Source organism: Caulobacter sp. HJHS_5, assembly GCF_056683955.1.
The window spans coordinates 68,356-85,531 of sequence record NZ_JBWZNC010000009.1 but is presented as its reverse complement, the minus strand read 5'-3'; the positions used below and the strand labels follow the sequence as shown (position 1 = coordinate 85,531).

At 70.6% G+C, this 17,176-nt stretch carries 24 protein-coding genes and 1 other RNA gene; 3 read left to right on the top strand and 22 right to left on the bottom strand.

The features are described 5' to 3' along the window. The 14 genes from tilS to ACFLIT_RS17390 all read right to left on the bottom strand — a co-directional run bounded on the left by tilS (nucleotide 1) and on the right by ACFLIT_RS17390 (nucleotide 11,210). A complete protein-coding gene (gene tilS, locus ACFLIT_RS17455) occupies nucleotides 1-1,323 on the bottom strand; it encodes a tRNA lysidine(34) synthetase TilS (protein WP_479912600.1) in 1,323 nt (440 codons plus the stop codon). Continuing rightward, nucleotides 1,320-2,222, bottom strand: a complete 903-nt coding sequence (ybgF, locus tag ACFLIT_RS17450) for a tol-pal system protein YbgF (RefSeq protein WP_479912539.1) — start codon at nucleotides 2,220-2,222, stop codon at nucleotides 1,320-1,322. The genes tilS and ybgF overlap by 4 nt, the downstream gene beginning before the upstream one ends. A 124-nt stretch (nucleotides 2,223-2,346) precedes the next feature. Further along, nucleotides 2,347-2,904 carry a peptidoglycan-associated lipoprotein Pal gene (gene pal, locus ACFLIT_RS17445; protein WP_479912538.1) on the bottom strand — a complete coding sequence of 186 codons (558 nt, stop codon included), beginning with the start codon at nucleotides 2,902-2,904 and terminating at the stop codon, nucleotides 2,347-2,349. A gap of 198 nt (nucleotides 2,905-3,102) precedes the next feature. Further along, complete coding sequence (tolB, locus tag ACFLIT_RS17440) at nucleotides 3,103-4,401, bottom strand: Tol-Pal system beta propeller repeat protein TolB (RefSeq protein ID WP_479912599.1); 1,299 nt, start codon at nucleotides 4,399-4,401, stop codon at nucleotides 3,103-3,105. A gap of 5 nt (nucleotides 4,402-4,406) precedes the next feature. Further along, nucleotides 4,407-5,198 (bottom strand): energy transducer TonB, encoded by a 792-nt coding sequence (locus ACFLIT_RS17435; protein ID WP_479912537.1) that lies wholly within the window; start codon nucleotides 5,196-5,198, stop codon nucleotides 4,407-4,409. Nucleotides 5,199-5,233: 35 nt separating this feature from the next. Next, nucleotides 5,234-5,740: an ExbD/TolR family protein gene (locus ACFLIT_RS17430; RefSeq protein ID WP_479912536.1), complete on the bottom strand. Its 507-nt coding sequence runs from the start codon at nucleotides 5,738-5,740 to the stop codon at nucleotides 5,234-5,236. A gap of 4 nt (nucleotides 5,741-5,744) precedes the next feature. After that, the gene (tolQ, locus tag ACFLIT_RS17425; protein ID WP_479912535.1) at nucleotides 5,745-6,446 is read right to left on the bottom strand and encodes a protein TolQ; all 702 of its coding nucleotides are present in this window, start codon (nucleotides 6,444-6,446) and stop codon (nucleotides 5,745-5,747) included. 68 nt (nucleotides 6,447-6,514) lie between these two features. After that, the gene (locus tag ACFLIT_RS17420) at nucleotides 6,515-6,994 is read right to left on the bottom strand and encodes a YbgC/FadM family acyl-CoA thioesterase (RefSeq protein ID WP_479912534.1); all 480 of its coding nucleotides are present in this window, start codon (nucleotides 6,992-6,994) and stop codon (nucleotides 6,515-6,517) included. Then, nucleotides 6,991-7,431, bottom strand: a complete 441-nt coding sequence (locus ACFLIT_RS17415; protein ID WP_479912533.1) for an NUDIX hydrolase — start codon at nucleotides 7,429-7,431, stop codon at nucleotides 6,991-6,993. The genes ACFLIT_RS17420 and ACFLIT_RS17415 overlap by 4 nt, the downstream gene beginning before the upstream one ends. A gap of 79 nt (nucleotides 7,432-7,510) precedes the next feature. Continuing rightward, nucleotides 7,511-8,536, bottom strand: coding sequence for a Holliday junction branch migration DNA helicase RuvB (gene ruvB, locus ACFLIT_RS17410; RefSeq protein ID WP_479912532.1), 1,026 nt, complete (start codon nucleotides 8,534-8,536; stop codon nucleotides 7,511-7,513). Further along, nucleotides 8,533-9,150 carry a Holliday junction branch migration protein RuvA gene (gene ruvA, locus ACFLIT_RS17405; protein ID WP_479912531.1) on the bottom strand — a complete coding sequence of 206 codons (618 nt, stop codon included), beginning with the start codon at nucleotides 9,148-9,150 and terminating at the stop codon, nucleotides 8,533-8,535. The genes ruvB and ruvA overlap by 4 nt, the downstream gene beginning before the upstream one ends. After that, nucleotides 9,147-9,662 carry a crossover junction endodeoxyribonuclease RuvC gene (ruvC, locus tag ACFLIT_RS17400; protein WP_479912530.1) on the bottom strand — a complete coding sequence of 172 codons (516 nt, stop codon included), beginning with the start codon at nucleotides 9,660-9,662 and terminating at the stop codon, nucleotides 9,147-9,149. The genes ruvA and ruvC overlap by 4 nt, the downstream gene beginning before the upstream one ends. 68 nt (nucleotides 9,663-9,730) lie before the next feature. Further along, complete coding sequence (locus ACFLIT_RS17395) at nucleotides 9,731-10,420, bottom strand: MgtC/SapB family protein (RefSeq protein ID WP_479912529.1); 690 nt, start codon at nucleotides 10,418-10,420, stop codon at nucleotides 9,731-9,733. A 19-nt stretch (nucleotides 10,421-10,439) separates the two neighbouring features. Next, entirely contained in the window at nucleotides 10,440-11,210 is a 771-nt protein-coding gene (locus ACFLIT_RS17390; protein WP_479912528.1) for a YebC/PmpR family DNA-binding transcriptional regulator, read from the bottom strand. A gap of 128 nt (nucleotides 11,211-11,338) precedes the next feature. Between ACFLIT_RS17390 and ACFLIT_RS17385 the strand changes: the two genes are divergently transcribed. After that, nucleotides 11,339-11,611, top strand: coding sequence for a hypothetical protein (locus tag ACFLIT_RS17385; RefSeq protein ID WP_479912527.1), 273 nt, complete (start codon nucleotides 11,339-11,341; stop codon nucleotides 11,609-11,611). Nucleotides 11,612-11,674: 63 nt separating this feature from the next. Here ACFLIT_RS17385 and ACFLIT_RS17380 read toward each other — a convergent pair whose 3' ends face one another. The 3 genes from ACFLIT_RS17380 to ACFLIT_RS17370 are packed head-to-tail and all read right to left on the bottom strand — an operon-like array spanning nucleotide 11,675 to nucleotide 12,904. Continuing rightward, nucleotides 11,675-12,088, bottom strand: a complete 414-nt coding sequence (locus ACFLIT_RS17380; protein WP_479912526.1) for an organic hydroperoxide resistance protein — start codon at nucleotides 12,086-12,088, stop codon at nucleotides 11,675-11,677. A gap of 25 nt (nucleotides 12,089-12,113) precedes the next feature. Beyond that, nucleotides 12,114-12,449 (bottom strand): BlaI/MecI/CopY family transcriptional regulator, encoded by a 336-nt coding sequence (locus tag ACFLIT_RS17375; RefSeq protein ID WP_479912525.1) that lies wholly within the window; start codon nucleotides 12,447-12,449, stop codon nucleotides 12,114-12,116. After that, entirely contained in the window at nucleotides 12,446-12,904 is a 459-nt protein-coding gene (locus ACFLIT_RS17370; RefSeq protein ID WP_479912524.1) for a MotA/TolQ/ExbB proton channel family protein, read from the bottom strand. Before ACFLIT_RS17370 ends, ACFLIT_RS17375 begins: the two co-directional genes overlap by 4 nt. 129 nt (nucleotides 12,905-13,033) lie before the next feature. On the opposite strand from ACFLIT_RS17370, the gene ACFLIT_RS17365 reads away from it, so the two are divergent. After that, complete coding sequence (locus ACFLIT_RS17365) at nucleotides 13,034-13,480, top strand: DMT family transporter (RefSeq protein ID WP_479912523.1); 447 nt, start codon at nucleotides 13,034-13,036, stop codon at nucleotides 13,478-13,480. A 131-nt stretch (nucleotides 13,481-13,611) separates the two neighbouring features. Here the strand turns inward: ACFLIT_RS17365 and ACFLIT_RS17360 are convergent, their stop codons facing one another. From ACFLIT_RS17360 to ACFLIT_RS17340, 5 genes are all read right to left on the bottom strand, one after another. Continuing rightward, nucleotides 13,612-14,433, bottom strand: coding sequence for a TIGR00282 family metallophosphoesterase (locus ACFLIT_RS17360; RefSeq protein WP_479912522.1), 822 nt, complete (start codon nucleotides 14,431-14,433; stop codon nucleotides 13,612-13,614). Between the two features lie 2 nt (nucleotides 14,434-14,435). Next, nucleotides 14,436-15,038 carry a 5-formyltetrahydrofolate cyclo-ligase gene (locus ACFLIT_RS17355; protein WP_479912521.1) on the bottom strand — a complete coding sequence of 201 codons (603 nt, stop codon included), beginning with the start codon at nucleotides 15,036-15,038 and terminating at the stop codon, nucleotides 14,436-14,438. Between the two features lie 24 nt (nucleotides 15,039-15,062). Further along, nucleotides 15,063-15,225, bottom strand: a non-coding RNA gene (gene ssrS, locus ACFLIT_RS17350) — 6S RNA. Nucleotides 15,226-15,286: 61 nt separating this feature from the next. Then, complete coding sequence (locus ACFLIT_RS17345) at nucleotides 15,287-15,625, bottom strand: cell division protein ZapA (RefSeq protein ID WP_479912520.1); 339 nt, start codon at nucleotides 15,623-15,625, stop codon at nucleotides 15,287-15,289. Between the two features lies 1 nt (nucleotide 15,626). Beyond that, complete coding sequence (locus tag ACFLIT_RS17340; RefSeq protein ID WP_479912519.1) at nucleotides 15,627-15,923, bottom strand: DUF4164 family protein; 297 nt, start codon at nucleotides 15,921-15,923, stop codon at nucleotides 15,627-15,629. 195 nt (nucleotides 15,924-16,118) lie between these two features. Between ACFLIT_RS17340 and gap the strand changes: the two genes are divergently transcribed. Next, nucleotides 16,119-17,126 (top strand): type I glyceraldehyde-3-phosphate dehydrogenase, encoded by a 1,008-nt coding sequence (gene gap, locus ACFLIT_RS17335; RefSeq protein WP_479912518.1) that lies wholly within the window; start codon nucleotides 16,119-16,121, stop codon nucleotides 17,124-17,126. Nucleotides 17,127-17,176: the final 50 nt, after the last annotated feature.

Here is a 17,176-nt window from a genome sequence, read left to right as displayed (position 1 = left end):
TCAAACTACGCCCGGACAAGATAGGCCTTCGCGCTTCATTTCGCCACGCGCCCGATCGCCGCCATCGCGTTCGCGCGTCACCAGGCCGCAAGCGGCGGCGAAGCGTTCGGTTACGAGGCAGGCGATCCGCACCCCTGAACGATCTGCAAGGATCGGGCAAGTCACGGCGCCATCGGCGTCGATGACGGCGGGCAGGGCGGCGCGGGCGAAGGCGGGAACGCGGGCCAGGGCGGCGCGCTGCTCGGGCGGCAGGCGCGCGGCCAGGCCGCCCAGGCCGCGCACGGCGAGGCCTGGGCGATCGGCGGCGATCTCGAAACGGCCATCCCAGACCGTGACGCCGCCGGGGAGCAGCCGGGTTTCGGGCAGGCCCTGGCGGCCGGGCTCGCGGGCGACGCGCACCTCGGCTTCGTCGGCCTCGATGCGGGCGCCGGCCAGGGTCGCGACGACCGGGCCGCCTTCGGCGAGGCGGGCGGCCAGGGCCTCGACCTCGCGCCGACGCGGCGGCCGGTCGTGACCGGCGGCGCAGAGGCAGGCGGCGGCGAGCGTGGCGGGGGTGAGGGATGGGCGCTCAAGCCGAATCCCTCCCCCCTCGAGGGGGAGGGGGCAGGGGTGGGGGGCGCGCGGCGTCGCCGACGGCAAAGCCATCTTCGGAAAGTCTGCACCCCCATCCCCAGCCCTTCCCCCTTCAACAGGGGGAAGGGAGAGGCGCGCCCGCGCCCGCGCAAACCTGGGATCGTCGTTGGCCGGATCGTCGAGCCAGCTTTCGCCGCGCTTGCGCAGGACGGTCCGCAGGTCGGCGCGGGAAACGCCCAGCAGCGGGCGCAGCAGGAAGACGCCGCGTCCTTGCGGCCAGACGGGCGAGGGCGACCACTCGCGCGGGTCGCCGACGCTGGAGCCTTCGGCGCGCATGGCGGCGGCCTCGGCGCGGTCGTCGGCCGTGTGGCCGAGCAGCAGGACTTCCGCGCCCGCCGCGCGGGCCGCCTCGGCCAGCAGGCGGTGCCGGGCGTCGCGCGCCGCGGCGGGCAGGCCGGCGGCGGGCTTCGGGCCCTCCCAGGCCAGGGCGCGGGCCTCGGCCCCCAGGCGGCGGGCGGTGGCGATGGCCGAGGCTGTCCAGGCGGCGCTGACAGGCTGCAGCTGGTGGTCGACGGTCAGGGCCAGCACCGGGCGGCGATGGGCGCGCGCCCAGGCGAGGGTCAGGATCAGCAGCGCCAGGCTGTCGCCGCCGCCGGAGAACCCGACCGCCAGGGGACCCGGGGCGGCGGGATCGAGGCGCCGGTCGAAGGCGGCGCGAGCCGCGGCCTCGACCGCGCCGTGGTTCGTCAGGCCGAACACTTGGCCTGGTTGCGGGTGGTCGCCGCCCGGCCGGCGATCGCGGACGGCGCTTTGGGATAACGCCGGGGCAGTTCGGCCAGGGTCTGGCAGGCGCCGGCGCTGTTGCCGAGCGACAGCAGGCTGCGGGACAGCTCGACCAGGGCGTCCGGCGCCCAGGCGGTCTGCGGCCAGCCGCGCACCGCGGCCAGGTAGCTGTCGGCAGCGTCGGCGTAGGCGCGGCGGGCGGTCAGGGTCTTGCCCAGCCAATAGCGGGCCTCGGCCGCGCGGGGGGTGTCGCCGAAGCGCGACACATAGTCGGCGAAGCCGGCCTCGGCGCCGGCCGTATCGCCCTCATTGAGCAGCCGGCGGGCGTTGGCGAAGGTGTCGGCGGCGTTGGTCGTCGCCGGCGGCGGGGCGTTGACCGGGCCGGCCATCGGCAGGCCGGGGCTCAAAGGCAGCCCGTCGGTCGGGACGGCGGCAGCGGCGGCCTCCATGTCGGCGGCCTTCTTCTCCAGCACCGCCAGGCGTTGTTCGAGGCTGTCGGCGCGTTGGCGCGAGGCGTTCAGGTCGCTGCGGGCCTGGGCGAGGTCGCGGGTGACGACCTCGTTGTCGCCGTTCGAGCGCCGCAGCGACTGCTCCAGGTCGTCGATCCGCTGGCTGAGGCTGAAGATCAGCTGGTCGGTCTCGGCCGGCTGCACGACCACGGGCTTGCCGGTGTCGCGGCCCTGGAAGACCACGGCGCGCAGCTCGCGCATCACCTTTTCCATATTGTCGAGGCGCCGCTTGGAGCGGTCGTCCAGCGGGTCGTCAATGATCGGCGTCTGGGCGAAGGCCGGGGCGACGGCGGTCGCCAGGGTTCCCGTCGCGAGGACGGCGGCGAAGGCGGAGGCGGCGAGCAGGCGGACTTTCATGGGGGCAGTCTCTGAACGTGCGGCGTCGAAATCATGGCCTCCATGGAGCGTGGGGGCCCAGAATTGAAAAAGGGGGCGCGAGCGTGAGCCCGGCCCCCTCATTCACGGGTTCGGCGAACCGAGCTTAGCGAGCGCCGCCGGTGATGGCGGTGCCGGCGTTACGGTTCTTGGCCCAGGCGTCTTCGCCCGAACCGCCGTCGATCGGCTTTTCCTTGCCGTACGAGATGGTCTCGATGCGGCTGGCGGCGACGCCGCGCGCGGTCAGGAAGTCGCGCACGGAGTTGGCGCGGCGGTCGCCGAGGGCCAGGTTGTATTCGCGGGTGCCGCGTTCGTCGGCGTTGCCTTCGATGCGGATGGTCACCTGCGGATAGCGCGACAGCCAAGCGGCCTGGGCGGCGAGCACCGGCTGGGCGTCGGCGCGGATCGAGTAGCTGTCGGTGTCGAAGTAGACGCGGTCGCCCACGTTGACGGTGAAGTCCTGCATCGAGCCCGGCAGGATGCCCTGGGCCACCGGCGGCGGCGGGGGAGCCGGGGTCGGGGCGGGCGCCGGAGCCGGCGCGGGGGCGGGCGGCGGCGGGGGCGCCGCGGGCTCGGGCTTCGGCCGGGAGGCGCAGGCGGCGAGGGAAGCGGCGGCTGCCGCGATCAACGCCAGTCTAACGGCGCGCTTGGTGTCGAAGCTCATAGGCTCTGCTCCTGGATGCGTCTCAAACTCATGTCACGCATACTGAAGCTTGGCGCTCAGCACGCGACAAAAAACCTCAACTTGACCTCACAATAAGGTCATCGCCGCCGTGAGGCGGCGGTTGATTTCGTTCTGGGGGGCCCTCCAAGCGCTCCCTGTCGGGCCTGCAACGTGCAAGCTCGACTTTGGTTGCAGCCTTTAGTCGAGCAGCGGCGACCAGGCCGGGTCGGAACCCGAGCCCGCATAGGGGGCGGGGCGCAGGATGCGGCCGGTGACGTCGACCGTCCACAGCCGCGGGCCGCCGCCGTTGGCTTCCCGGAAGAACATCAGCACCCGGCCGTTCGGCGCCCAGGTGGGGCCCTCATCGAGGAAGCTGGTGGTCAGCAGGCGTTCCTCCGAGCCGTCGGCGCGCATGACGCCGATGTGGAACTCGTTGCCGGTCTGTTTGGTGAAGGCGATGTAGTCGCCGCGCGGCGACCAGACCGGGGTGGTGTAGCGCCCGCCGCCGAACGAGATGCGGCGCACGTTCGAGCCGTCGGCGTTCATCACATAGAGTTGGGGGGCGCCGCCGCGGTCGGAATTGAACACGATCTGCGAGCCGTCCGGCGAGAACGACGGCGAGGTGTCGATCGAGGGGTCGGTGGTGATGCGGCTGGAGGCGCGGCTGCGCAGGTCCATCACATAGATGTCGCTGTTGCCGGCCCGCGAGACCGAGAACGCCACGCGGCGGCCGTCCGGCGAGAAGCGCGGGGCGAACACCATGCCCGGGTAGTTGCCCAGGCTTTCCTGACGGCCGGTCTCGATGTTGAACAGATAGATCGAGGCGCCGCTCGGGCGCAGCGCCATGTAGGTGATCTCCTGACTGGTCGAGGAGAACCGCGGGGTCATGACGATGTAGGAGCCGTCGGTCAGGTAGGAGGGGTTGGCCCCATCCTGGTCCATGATCGCCAGGCGCTTGGTGCGGCCGACGCGGCCGCCGCTCTCGGCCACGAACACCACGCGGGTGTCGAAATAGCCCTTTTCGCCGGTCAGTCGCTCATAGACGGCGTCGCTGATCTTGTGGGCCACGCGGCGCCAGTTCTCCGGGGTGGAGGTGAACTGCAGGCCGAGCAGCTGCTGCTCGGAGAACACGTCCCACAGGCGGAAATCGACGCGCAGCCGGCCGTCGGCCTCGACCGTCACCTGGCCGTTGACCAGGGCTTGGGCGCCGGTGCCCTTCCAGGCCGGAAAGCGCGGCTGCACATTAACGTCGAGGGCGGTCTCGGTGAACCGGGCCGGCGGCACGGGGGCGAACAGGCCCGAACGCTCGAGGTTGTCGGAGATTACCTTGGCGATGTCCGGCCCGCGCTGCTGGCCGCCGAAAGCCGGCACGGCGATCGGCAGGGGAGCGACGGCGCCCTGGTTGACGTTGACCTCGATCTGCGCGCGCGCCTCGGGGGCGGCCACGAGACCGGCGAAGACCAAAGCGACTGCGGCGAGAACGGCGCGGAACATCATTCGGGTCACCTCGTGGAGCACGCCTGTTTGGCGTCGAACGTCACAACGATCGACTGGCCAAAAAGGTCTGAAGGAAGACTTTCGAACGGCGCGGCCTGGCGCACGGCGCGCAGGGCCCGTTCGGCGGAAATGCGGTTCTGTTGCGGGTCGGCCCCGGTCACGCCCTGCAGCGAGGGATCGCCGACCAGGACGCCCCCATTGCCCAGGCGGAAGCCGACGCGGACGATCACCGCGCCACCGCCCTCGACCTCGCAATTGGGATTCCAGCGGCGCTGCAGCTCGGAGGCCAGGCCGTTGAGCGCCGTGGCTGACAGCGCCGTCGCGGCGCCGATAGCCGGGCGGGCGTTGACCGCCGTCTCCGCCTGGGCGGCGCCGCGCGCGGCCGGGCTGGGGCGGGGCGGGGATGGATTGCGCGCACGGCTGCGCGTGATGCTCTTCTGCAGGCTGTCGAAGTCGAAGGTCTGCTGCGGCGCGGGCGGCGCCGGCTTGGGCCTGGGGGCGGGCGCGGCCTTCGGCGTCGGCGTCGGGGGCTTGGGCGTCGGAGTGGGCGGCGGCGGGGCCGGTGCGGGCGGGGGCGGCGTAGGCTCCGGCGGCGCCTCGGGCACGGGCTCTTCCGCCAGGGCCATCTGATCCTGCGGCGCCTGCTCGGCCGGCCGTACGTTGGCCGGGCCTTCCGCGACGATGGTCACCGGCACGACCGAGCCGATGACGATCGGCTTGCGCCATGGCCAGGGAACGACCAGGGCGACCGCCACGGCGACGTGCAGCAGCACCGAGCCGACAAAGGCGGGCGACATCTTCCTCGCCCGGGTATCGGGGCGCGCGAACGCCATCAGTTCAGCGCCTGCCCCTGATCCTGCTGCCCGGAATCTTCAGGCGCGGCGCCGGAGGAAGGGCCGCCGGTGTCGGTGATCAGGTTGATCTTGGAAAAGCCCGAGGTCGACAGCGAGGCCATGACCTGGGCGACTATGGCGTAGGGCGCCTGGCCATCGGCCCGCACGAAGATCGGCTTCTCGCTGGCGTCGTTCGACCGCAACTTCACCTGCGACGCCAGGGCGGAGAACGCGATCTCCTCCTCGCCGATGAAGATCGCGCCATCCTTGCGGATGCTCAGGGTCAGGGGCTCGTTCTGGTCCTGCAGGGCGCCGGCCTCGGTCTTGGGCAGCTCGATGGGCACCCCGGCGGTCAGCAGCGGCGCGGAGATCATGAAAATGATCAGCAGCACCAGCATCACGTCGACGAGCGGGGTGACGTTGATTTCGGACAGGGCGCCGCGTCCGCGGCGGCGTCGCCCGCGTCGCTTGCCCGCCGAGAAGGCGTCGTTGGCCGAAAGCGCCATGCCCTTACGCCTTGTCCGCCACGCGCCGTTGAATGGCGGTGGAAAGGTCGTCGGCGAAGCCCTCCAGACGGCCGGCGAACTTGCCGGCGTCGGTCGAGAACTTGTTGTAGGCGATGTAGGCCGGGATGGCGGCGATCAGGCCGATGGCGGTGGCGAACAGGGCTTCGGCGATCGACGGGGCGACCACGGCCAGCGAGGTGTTCTTCTGGATGGCGATGTTCTGGAAGGCGTGCATGATGCCCCAGACGGTGCCGAACAGGCCGATGAACGGCGAGGCGGTGGCCACGATGGCCAGGCTGCCGAGACCGTCCTCCACCTTCGAACTCTCGCGGGCGATCATCGAATCAAGCACGCGGTCGACGCGCTGGATCAGGAAGGCGGCCTGGCTGTCGCCGACCTGGCCCTTGGCGCGCACGTCGCGCCATTCGCGCAGGGCGGCCTGCAGCATGCGGGGCAGGGGGTGGCGTGCGGCGGTGCCGGCCTCGTTGGCGACCTCCTCCAGCGAGCGGCCGCCGCCGACGGCCTGCTCGAAGCGGTCGGCCTCGCGGTTCAGGCCGGTGAAGCGCACGGTCTTGTCGATGATCACCGCCCACGACCACAGGGACGCGAAGCCGAGGCCGATCATCACCCCCTTCACGACCCAGTCGGCCTGCAGGAACAGGTGGAGGAAGGAGAAGCTCTCGGGAGAGGCGGCGGCGGGGTCCATGAGCAAGCGGGCTCCGTTCGTCGGTTAAGGATATCCGCCTTGTGGCATAGGCCGGCGGAATGATGAAACTATGGCGCCGGTTGCGGGGCGCCGTCGGAATCGTCCTGGAAAAACCAGGGCCGGAGCCGTTCGACAAGGGCCGGCGTCGGCTTTCTCGGCCGTCCGCCCCCGATCAGGGCCACCTGCACCGCCGCGCGGGCGATGGCGTCGCCGCCGCGTAGGATGGTCTGATCGATGATGAAGCGGGGACCTTTCACCGCGATGAATCGGGTCCGGACCACCAGGGCGTCGTCGATCGTCGCGGCGCGGGAGAAATCGATCTCCATGCGGGTCACCGCGAAGGCCAGGGGCGTTTCGCCGGCGAACAGGTCGGCGTGCGATACGCCGGCCAGCCGCAGGAAGTCGCTGCGGCCGCGCTCGAAATAGCGGACGTAGTTGGCGTGATAGACCACGCCGGAGAAATCGGTGTCCTCGTAGTAGACCCGCACCGGCAGCAGATGGTCGCGGCCGTCGAAGACACCCGAGGTGGGGGCCGGCGCGGCGGTCACGCCTGGGCCTCCAGCGCCCTGACCAGCAGGTCGGGCAGGTTGCGCGGCCGCACGATCTCGTCGGTGGCGCGCAGCTCCTCGAGGCTCCACCAGCGCACCGCTTCGATCTTGGCCTTTTCTTCCTCGGTCCAGCCTTCGTCGCTGATCGCCTCGTCCGGCGCCCGGGCGATGAAGAAGGTCTCGGTCAGGGCGGTGTCCTCGCCCTCGATGGTGATGACCACGTCGCGCACGTGGATCGCCGCGCCCAGGGCGATGTCGCTTCGGCCGGTTTCCTCGACGCCTTCGCGCGCCGCGCAGTCTTCCGGGGTCTCGCCCGGCTCCAACCGCCCGCCGAAGGTCACCCACACCGAGCCGCCTCCGAACCCCGGTACGCGCATCAGCGCCAGACGACCGGCGGGGCTGGTCAGCAGCAGACGGGCGGTGACGCGGGTTTTCACGCGGCGATCTCGAAGGGAGTGCGGAGCATGGCCTTCCTTAGCGGGCGTCGGCGGATGTGTTCCACCCCCATCGGCCAGCTCAGTCGAAGAGATCGCCGCTCGGAGTCTTGGGCGCGGCCGGAGCGGTCAGGCCCAGGTGCTCGTAGGCGCGGGCGCAGGCGACGCGGCCGCGCGGGGTGCGCTGGATGAAGCCCTGCTGCATCAGGAAGGGCTCGATCACGTCCTCGACGGCGTCGCGCGCCTCGGCGATGGCGTAGGCCAGGGTCTCCACCCCGGCGGGGCCGCCGGCGTAGTTCTCGATCAGGGCGCGCAGATAACGACGGTCCAGGCTGTCGAGTCCGGCTTCGTCGACCTCCAGCCGGGCCAGGGAACGGCCGGCGACGGCGCGGTCGATCACAACGGCCCCCTCGGCGGCGGCGAAGTCGCGCACCCGGCGCAGCAGGCGGCCGGCGACGCGCGGGGTGCCCCGGGCCCGGCCGGCGATCTCCAGCGCCCCGTCCTCGCTCAGGGGCGCGCCCATCTTGCGGGCGGCGCCCAGCAGCACGGCCTGCAGCTCCCGCGGGGAATAGAATTCCAGGCGCAGCGGAATGCCGAAGCGGTCGCGCAGGGGCGTGGCCAGCAGGCCCGCGCGGGTGGTGGCGGCCACCAGGGTGAAGGGCGCCAGGTCGATGCGCACCGAGCGGGCGCTCGGCCCCTCGCCGATCATCAGGTCCAGCACGAAATCCTCCATGGCCGGATAGAGGATTTCCTCGACGTTGGCCGGGAGGCGGTGGATCTCGTCGATGAACAGCACGTCGCGCGGTTCGAGATTGGTCAGGATCGCCGCCAGGTCGCCGGCCTTGGCCAGCACGGGGCCGCTGGTCGAGCGGAAGTTCACCCCCAGTTCGCGGGCGACAATCTGCGCCAGGGTGGTCTTGCCGAGCCCGGGCGGGCCGAACAGCAGCACGTGATCCAGCGGCTCGCCGCGATCGCGCGCCGCGTCGATGAACACCTTGAGGTTGGCCTTCACCGCCCCCTGGCCGACGAACTCGGCGAGGGTCTGGGGCCGCAGGGCGCGGTCGAAACCTTCGGCGGGCTCGGCGTCGGGCGAGACGATGCGGGTCACCGCCCGATCTCCTGCAGGGCGGCCTTGATCAGGCTGGAGATCGAGACCTCCTCACCGAGACGGGCGAGCGCGGCCTCGACGTGGCGGCGGGCCAGGGCCTCGGCGACGCCCAGGCCCATCAGAGCGACCACGGCCTCGCCGGCGATCGAGGGCGGCGGGGCGGCGGGCGCTTCGGAGGCCGAGAGGGCGCCGGGCGCGAACGGCGTGTCGCTGAGCGGCTTGTCCTTGAGCTCCTGGGCGATGCGGGCGGCCAGCTTCGGCCCCACGCCGTTGGCGCGGCCGATGGCGGCCTTGTCGTCGCGGGCCACGGCGGCGGCCAGTTCGGCCGGGGGCAGGACGTCGAGCACGGCCATCGCCGCCTTGGGGCCGACGCCCTGGATGGCCTGCAGCGCCACGAAGGCGCGGCGTTCGTCGCGGGTGGAAAAGCCGTAGAGGCGCAGGCCCTGGCTCTCGCTCCACTGGCTTTCGATGTGCAGCAGGGTTTCCTCGCCGAGCGCCGGCAGGCGCGAGAGGGTGCGCGCGCCGCAGCGCACGACATAGCCCACGCCCATGACGTCGATCAGGGCCTCTTCCTCGCCGACCTCGCCGACGGCGCCGCGCAGTCTTCCAATCACGCCACGAGCCTTTTGACCGACCGCGCATGGGCGTGGGTGATGGCGATGGCCAGGGCGTCCGCGGCGTCGGCGGTCGGGCCGGCCCCCTTTGCATTGACGGCGGCCGGCAGCAGGCGGGCGATCATGAAGGCGATCTGATCCTTGTCGGCCCCGCCGGCCCCGACGATGGCCTTCTTGACGTAGCGGGCGGCGTATTCGGCCACCGGAAGGCCGGCGCGGGCCGGCGCGACCATGGCCATGGCGCGGGCCTGGCCGAGTTTCAGGGTCGACTGGCCGTTGGCGGTGACGAAGGTCTCTTCCACGGCCGCCTCATGTGGGCCGTGGGCGGCGATCACCTCGGCGATGCCGTCGAACAGGCGCAGCAGCCGTTCGGCCAGGGGCAGGGTGTCCGGCGGGGCGATGACCCCGTGGGCGACCCAGGAGAGGCGCGCGCCGTCGGCCGCCACCACGCCCCAACCGGTGCGGCGCAAGCCGGGATCGAGCCCGAGGATGCGAATCGGCGCGTTCATCATGTGTTCTCCTCGCCATCGGTAGATGCCACGAGACCGGGCGGCAAGGGTTAACGGCGGCGAAGATTGCGTCAGCCGTGGCGCAGATCGGTGGTGAAGCTGACCACGCGCGGATCGTGGGCGAGCCGCTCGCCGAGGTCTTCAGCCCTGCGAGCGTCAGGCGCGCGGACGGTGGTCGAAAGCTCGATGGTGGCGGGATCGCCGTCCAGGGCGTGGCTTACCCGCTCGCATTTCAGCTGGTGCTCATGCAGCATCCGCCGCAGGCCTTCCGGCCCTGGCGAATCTTCCGGACGAAAACGCACCGCCAGCTGCACCACCGTTGTCTTCGGCATGTGGGCGTCCGCCCATTTCGCGACGCTGAGCAGCGCGAGCAACAATACCGTGCCGATGACGCCAATGCCGTAGCGCTCGGCCCCGAACGCCATTCCGAGCACCGTCACGCACCAGAGCGACGCCGCCGTCGTGAGCCCGTGGATCGACACGCCGCTGCGGAAGATCACTCCGCCGCAGACAAATCCTATGCCGGCCAGAACGCCCTGGACGGCGCGGCCGGGGTCGATGTCGAGGTCGAGCCCGCTACGAGGTCCGACCCATCCGACGCCATGCCCGCTGAGCAGCATCAAAAGGCAGCAACCGACGCAGAGCAGCGCGTGGGTGCGCAGGCCCGCGGCCTGGCCGCGATGCTCGCGCTCGGCCCCGATGGCCAGGCCGGCGACGGTGGCCCCGCCCAGCGGTAAAATCAGATCGAAGACAACGCTCATGTCGCCTCCTTAACGCGGATCACCCCCCGAAGGCGGCGGCGTCTTCGTCCGAAATATCAGCGTTGGAGTAGACGTTCTGCACGTCGTCGTCCTCGTCGAGGGCGTCGAGCAGCTTCATCACCGTCACGGCCTGGTCGCCGGTGACCGGGGTCAGGCTCTTGGGGCGCCAGACGGTCTTGGTCGATTGGGCCGGGCCGAACCTGGCTTCCAGGGCGGCGGCGACCTCGCCCAGATCCTCGAAGCCGGTGTAGATCGAGTGGCCTTCGCCCTCCTCGTAGCGGCCGTCGCCCATGTCGCTCTCGACATCCTCGGCGCCGGCCTCGATGGCGGCCTCCATCATCTCGTCTTCGCTGGCCGCCTTGGACGGGTAGATCACCTGGCCCATACGGTCGAAGTTGAAGGTCACCGAGCCGGTGGCGCCCATGTTGCCGCCCAGCTTGGTGAAGATGGAGCGGACGTTCGCGGCGGCGCGGTTCTTGTTGTCGGTCAGCACCTCGACGATCACGCCGACGCCGCCCGGGGCGACGCCTTCATAGCGGATCTCGGAATAGTCGGCCGCGTCGCCCATCTGCGACTTCTTGATGGCGCGGTCGATGACGTCCTTCGGCACCGATTCGGCCTTGGCGTTGGCCACGGCCAGGCGCAGGCGCGGGTTCATGTTGGGGTCGGGCAGGCCCGCCTTGGCCGCCACGGTGATTTCCCGCGACAGCTTGGAGAACAGCTTGGAACGCGCGGCGTCGGCGCGGCCCTTGCGGTGCATGATGTTCTTGAATTTGGAGTGGCCGGCCATTCGAGAGCCCGTGTCGGTCGAAAAATGAGGTGGCGGCGCTTCTATCGCGGGCGGCGGCCGAACGCCAGTCGGCCGGAACCTGCGCCATGGGCGCGCGTTCGACGCCAGGAACCCCGAGAGGCGCCGCCATGACGCAGGCCGACTTCGAAACCGACAGCATAGATTGGGACCAGGCCCCCGCCGAGCCGGTGGTTCATTGGCTGCCCAAGCCGCGCCACGCGTCCGGATCGGTCGCGATCCCGGCGGCCGCGCTCGGCGCGCTCGCCTTGGGGGCGTTCGCCATCGGCGCTCTCGCCATCGGGGCGCTGGCCATCGGCCGCCTGAAGGTGGGGCGGGCCCGCGTCCGCGAGCTCGACGTCGAGCAGCTCAACATCGGGCGGCTGACGCTGCTGAAGCGCTAGCCGCGAAACCCTCGATACCGCTCACCCCCGCCTGCGCGGGGATGAGCGGAGTGTTTGGGATCGCTAGGCGACTTCCAGCGTCACGTCGACGTTGCCGCGGGTGGCCTTGGAGTAGGGGCACACGGCGTGCGCCTTCTCCAGCAGGTCGCGGGCGGTCGCCTCGTCGAGGTCCGGGGCGTTCAGCTTCAGGCGGACGGCGATGTGGAAGCTGGTGTCGTCCTTGATCAGGTCGACCTCGGCGTCGAGCGAATGCTCGCCGAGCTTCACACCGGCATTGCGGGCCACGAGGCCGAGCGCGCCGAGGAAGCAGGCGCTGTAGCCGGCCGCGAACAGCTCTTCGGGATTGGTGCCCTGGTCGTTGCCGCCTAGCGATTTGGGCAGGGCGAGGTTGACGTCGAGAAAGCCGCTGTCGCCCTTGGACGTGCCGGCGCGGCCGCCGATGGAGTGGGCGTGGGCGGTGTAGATGGCGTCGGACATGGGGCGCTCCCTATGGTTGGACCTCCTAGATGGGGTCCGGCCCAGCTTGCGCCAGATGTTTGGCGAGCAGAAGACGGTCGCCGCCGAACAGGCGATCGACGAGCGCTTGCACCTCGCCATCGATGTAGGCGTCGCGGCCGATCAGCGGGCGGTAGCGCTGGCGGCCCTCCAGCTTCTCCGAGCGGATCGCGCCCTTGCGCATCAGGCGCCCGAGCAGGGTCTTGATGGTGGCGTCGCCCCAGGCCTGCGCCGTCTTCACCTCGTCGATGAGGTCGGCGTAGGAGAGCGGGCCGCGCCGCCACAGCGCGGCCAGCACCTCGCTCTCGGCCGGCGTGACCGGGATCGCGCGCCCAGGGTTCACGAGCGAAGCACCGCGCGGTCGATGCGGGCCTCGACGATTCCGTGGCCGATCACGGCGACGACGCCGGCGGTCAGGCCCAGGGTGAAGAGGAAGAAGGCTTCGGCGAAGCCGGGGGCGAGCACAGGCAGGGGCACGGTTTCGTTGATGTTCGCGATGCCGATGAAGGTGTTCAGGCCGGTGTAGCCCGCGCCAAACAGGCCGAGAAGCGGTCCGCCGAGGCGCAGGGACGAAAGGAAGGTCGACCCGCCCGTCAGGTGCGGCCCTTGGCTGAGCTTGCGGGCGGTGATGGCGATGGCGGCGAGGATGGCGGCGCCGAGCACCACCATCACCAACTTCATCAGGATGGTGGCGTCGAGAAACACCACGACGGGCGTCAGCTTCGTCGCGGCGTGAGCGGATGCGGCGACGGCGGCGGAGCCGAGGCCGAGCGAGAGACGGGAAATCAAGCGAACCATAAGCGAACCTCCCAAAAGATTACGTTTGTAGTTCATGACGATTACGCGCGTAATCTTCGCTGTCAAGAGCGCCGGTCGACGGCTCCCGCGACGCAGGCCAAGATCGCGCCGCCTCAGGGGAGCCCTCGCATGATCCGTCTCGTGTTTCCGATGCTGTTGGCCGCCGCGGCCGGGGCGGGCGTGGTGCTGCAGGCGACGGTCAACAGCCAGCTGCGCTTCCACGTCGGCTCGCCGGCGTGGGCCGGGCTGATCAGCTTCGCGGTCGGCAGCGTCTGCATGATCGCCTACGTCACGGCCACACGGGATGCGCCGCCGACGGTAGCGGCCATGGCGAAGGTTCCGTGGTGGGGCTGGATCGGCGGCCTGTTGGGCGCGCTCTACATCGCCGCCGCCATCCTGCTGACGCCCCGGCTGGGGGCGGCGACCATGATTTCCTGTATCGTCGCCGGCCAGATGGTCGCCGCCGTGCTGTTCGATCAGTTCGGCCTGTTCGGCCTCGCCCAGCGCAACCTCGACCTGCCCCGCCTGGCCGGCATCGCCCTGGTGATCGGCGGGGTGGTGCTGATCCGGCGCTAGACTGCCGTCCTCGCCCTTCGAGGCCGCTTCGCGGCGCCTCAGGGTGAGGACTACTGTAACCGCAGCGCTTCAGTCGAAATCCTCATCCTGAGGTGCGAGCGACGCGAGCCTCGAAGGACGAGGATTTCGCGTTAGACGACCGGAACCGTTTCCTTCAGCCGACCGCCCACGCGGATCGGCTCGATGCGGACGGCGAGGCCCGTCCTGTCGTCGGTCTCGACATAGACGCCGCACACCGTCGCCGGGCCGCTAGCCGGCTGATAGCGGCCGCCGCTGATCTTGGTGGTGAACCGGCGCAGCGGCTCGTCCTTCTGGTTGCCGATGACGCTGTCGTAGTCGGCGCAGGCGCCGGCGTCGCATTGGAAGGCGGTGCCGCCGGGCAGCACCTGGGCGTCCGCCGTCGGAACGTGAGTGTGGGTGCCCACCACAAGGCTGGCGCGGCCGTCGCAGAAATGGCCCATGGCCATCTTCTCGCTGGTCGCCTCGCAATGCATGTCGACGATCACCGCGTCGGCCACCATGCCCAGGGGCGCCTTGGCCAGCTCGCGGTCGGCGGCGGCGAAGGGGTCGTCCATGGCGTCCATGTGCACCCGGCCGAGCAGGTTGACCACGAAGACGGTGCGGCCGTTTTCGGTCTGGTAGAGATGGCTGCCGCGCCCCGGCGCGTCCGACAGGATCGGATAGTTGGCCGGCCGGATCAGCCGTTCCTCACGCACGATGTAGGTCAGGGCCTCGCGCTGGTCCCAGCTGTGGTTGCCCAGGGTCAGGCAGTCGGCGCCGGCCTCGAAAATCTCGCGGGCGGTGTTCTCGGTGATGCCGAAGCCGGCGGCGGCGTTCTCGGCGTTGACGATCACGAATTCCAGGCCGAGGTCCCGGCGAAGGCGCGGAAGATGATCGGCCAGGCCGTCGCGGCCCGACTTGCCGACCACATCCCCGAAGAAGGCGAAGCGCATATCTAGTCCTGCTCGGGCTCGGCCAGCTGGTAGCCGGCCTCGGTGAGAATGGCGTCCAGCCGCTGATCGTGGTCCTCGGCCGGCACGCGCGCCACCTCCTGGCCCGAATAGGCGAGGCCGACAACCCAAACGTCGTGGACGGCCCGCAGGTCCGCGAGCGCGCGGTCGTACCAGCCGGCCCCCTGGCCGAGCCGCCCGCCGGCCCGGTCGAAGGCCAGCAGGGGGGAGACGATCAGGTCGGGCCGCAGCGCCTCGGCGTGCGGCTCGGGCGCGGGAAGCCCGGCGACATCGTGGCCCATGGCGTCGCCGACGGTCCAGCGGCGGAAGGTCATCCGCTCGCCCGCCTCGCAGAACGGCAGGGCCAGGGTCCAGCCGCGCGCCGCCAGCAACTCGCCCAGCGGCATGGGGTCCAGCTCCGAGCCCATGGCGCGGTAGAGGGCCGCGACCTTGCCGGCCCCGGGGCCGAACTTCGCGTCGATGGCGGCGACGCCCAGCTCGGCGGCCATCCAGTCGGCTTCCGGATGGCGGGCGACCAGAGCCTTGCGGCGGTTGCGCACCGCCAGCCGGAGCGTGGCCTTGGCGGAGGCGACGGTGGCGTGGGTCATGAAATCGTCAGCAGGGGAAAGGGTGGCGGCGCCGCGAAAACCGTGAAGATCATTTCAATCCCCTCGAGCCTGGCTAACCAGGTGGGCGCCGTATACCCGCAGCCACGGCCACGGACAGGGACAGCTCCCTTCGAGTGAATTAAGGCCGGAGGGATATGGTCGTCTCCGACGAGAGCCGCAGCAGGACCCGCCGGGAGCCAATGTAGGGCGCCGAGGCCGGAAACGTAAGCCGCCGAAACGCGGGTGCGTCAGGCCGCCTCGCCCCCCGTCGCCAGAATCTCGATCCGCTTGGCCGCCGCCTCCAGCGCCGCCACCGCCTTGACCTCGGCCCGGCTCTGGTCGGCCTGAAGGCGCGCGTGCTCGGCCTGCAGCCGGGCCATGCGATTTTTGAGGTCGGCCAGTTCGTCGGCCAGCATCAGGGCGCCCATCAGGAACAGCCGCGTCTCGCCGAGCGAGCCCACGTCGGAGGACAGTTGCCGCACCTGGTTGTCGAACAGCCGGGCGATCTCGCGCAGATGCTCTTCCTGGCCGTCCTCGCAGCCGACCAGATAGGGCTTGCCGTTCACCTCGATGGTCAGTTGCGCCATGTCATTGGCCTCCCGCAGCCGCCTGGGCGGCGTCGTCGCGGGCCAGGGCCGCGCGGATTTCCGAGATGGCGCGTCCGAGGGCCGCGGAGGCCTCGACTCCGGCGGCCTCCAGCGCCTTTTCGCGGGCGCGGGCCGCGTCGAGGGCGGTGGCCAGGTTGGCGCGGTCCTGATCGAACAGGCCGCCCCCTTCGGCGCCGGCGCGGGCCAGCTGCTCGCCCACCCGCTGTTCGAGGAGACCCACCGCCCGCTCCAGTCGCCGCGCGGCGAGGTCCAGGGCGCTTTCGCCGTCTGCGCTCATGGCATCGACCTCATCGTCATCGTCCCCATATAGACCTGCGTCGCGCGCGACCGGAAGCGTCGATGGGGCGGAGCCGTCGTTCCCTGGACGTGTTTCACGCGCGCGGGGTTGACTTCCCCCTTCGCAGCCGCAAAACGCGCTGCAAAATTAAAATAACCGGACCGCAGTCCGTGCGGTCGTCCTCAGGAGAACACCATGGCCCTTCGCGTCGCGATCAATGGTTTTGGCCGCATCGGCCGCCTCGTCCTGCGTTCGATCGCCGAACACGGCCGCACCGACATCGAAGTCGTGGCCATCAACGACCTCGGTCCGGTCGAGACCAACGCCCACCTGTTCCGCTACGACAGCGTGCACGGCCGCTTCCCCGGCGAAGTGAAGGTGGCGGGCGATACGATCGACGTCGGCTTCGGCCCGATCAAGGTGACCGCCGAGCGCGACCCGTCGAAGCTGCCGCACGCCGACCTCGGCGTCGACATCGCCTTCGAATGCACCGGCATCTTCACCGCCAAGGACAAGGCCAGCGCCCACCTGACCGCCGGCGCCAAGCGCGTGCTGGTCTCGGCCCCGGCCGACGGCGCCGACAAGACCATCGTCTACAAGGTCAACCACGACACCCTGACCGCCGACGACATCATCGTCTCCAACGGCTCGTGCACGACCAACGCCCTGGCCCCGGTGGCCAAGGTGCTGCACGACCTGTTCGGCATCGAGCGTGGCTACATGACCACCATCCACAGCTACACCGGCGACCAGCCGACGCTGGATACGATGCACAAGGACCTCTACCGCGCCCGCGCCGCGGCCCTGAGCATGATCCCGACCTCGACCGGCGCGGCCAAGGCGCTGGGCCTGGTGCTGCCGGCCCTGAAGGGCAAGCTCGACGGCTCGTCGATCCGCGTGCCGACCCCGAACGTCTCGGTGGTCGACCTCAAGGTCGTCGCCGGTCGCGACACCTCGGTGGAAGAGATCAACGCCGCGCTGAAGGCGGCCGCCGAGGGTCCGATGAAGGGCGTGCTGGCGACCACCACCGAACCGCTGGTCTCGCACGACCTCAACCACGTGGCGGCCAGCTCGACGGCGGCCCTGCCGCAGACCCAGGTCATCGAAGGCAAGCTGGCCCGCGTGCTCAGCTGGTACGACAACGAGTGGGGCTTCGCGACGCGCATGAGCGACACGGCCCTGCAGATGGCCAAGTTCCTCTAAGAGGGCGGAGCAGCGGAGCCGCCCTCGTCCTTCGAGGCGCGCTTCGCTCG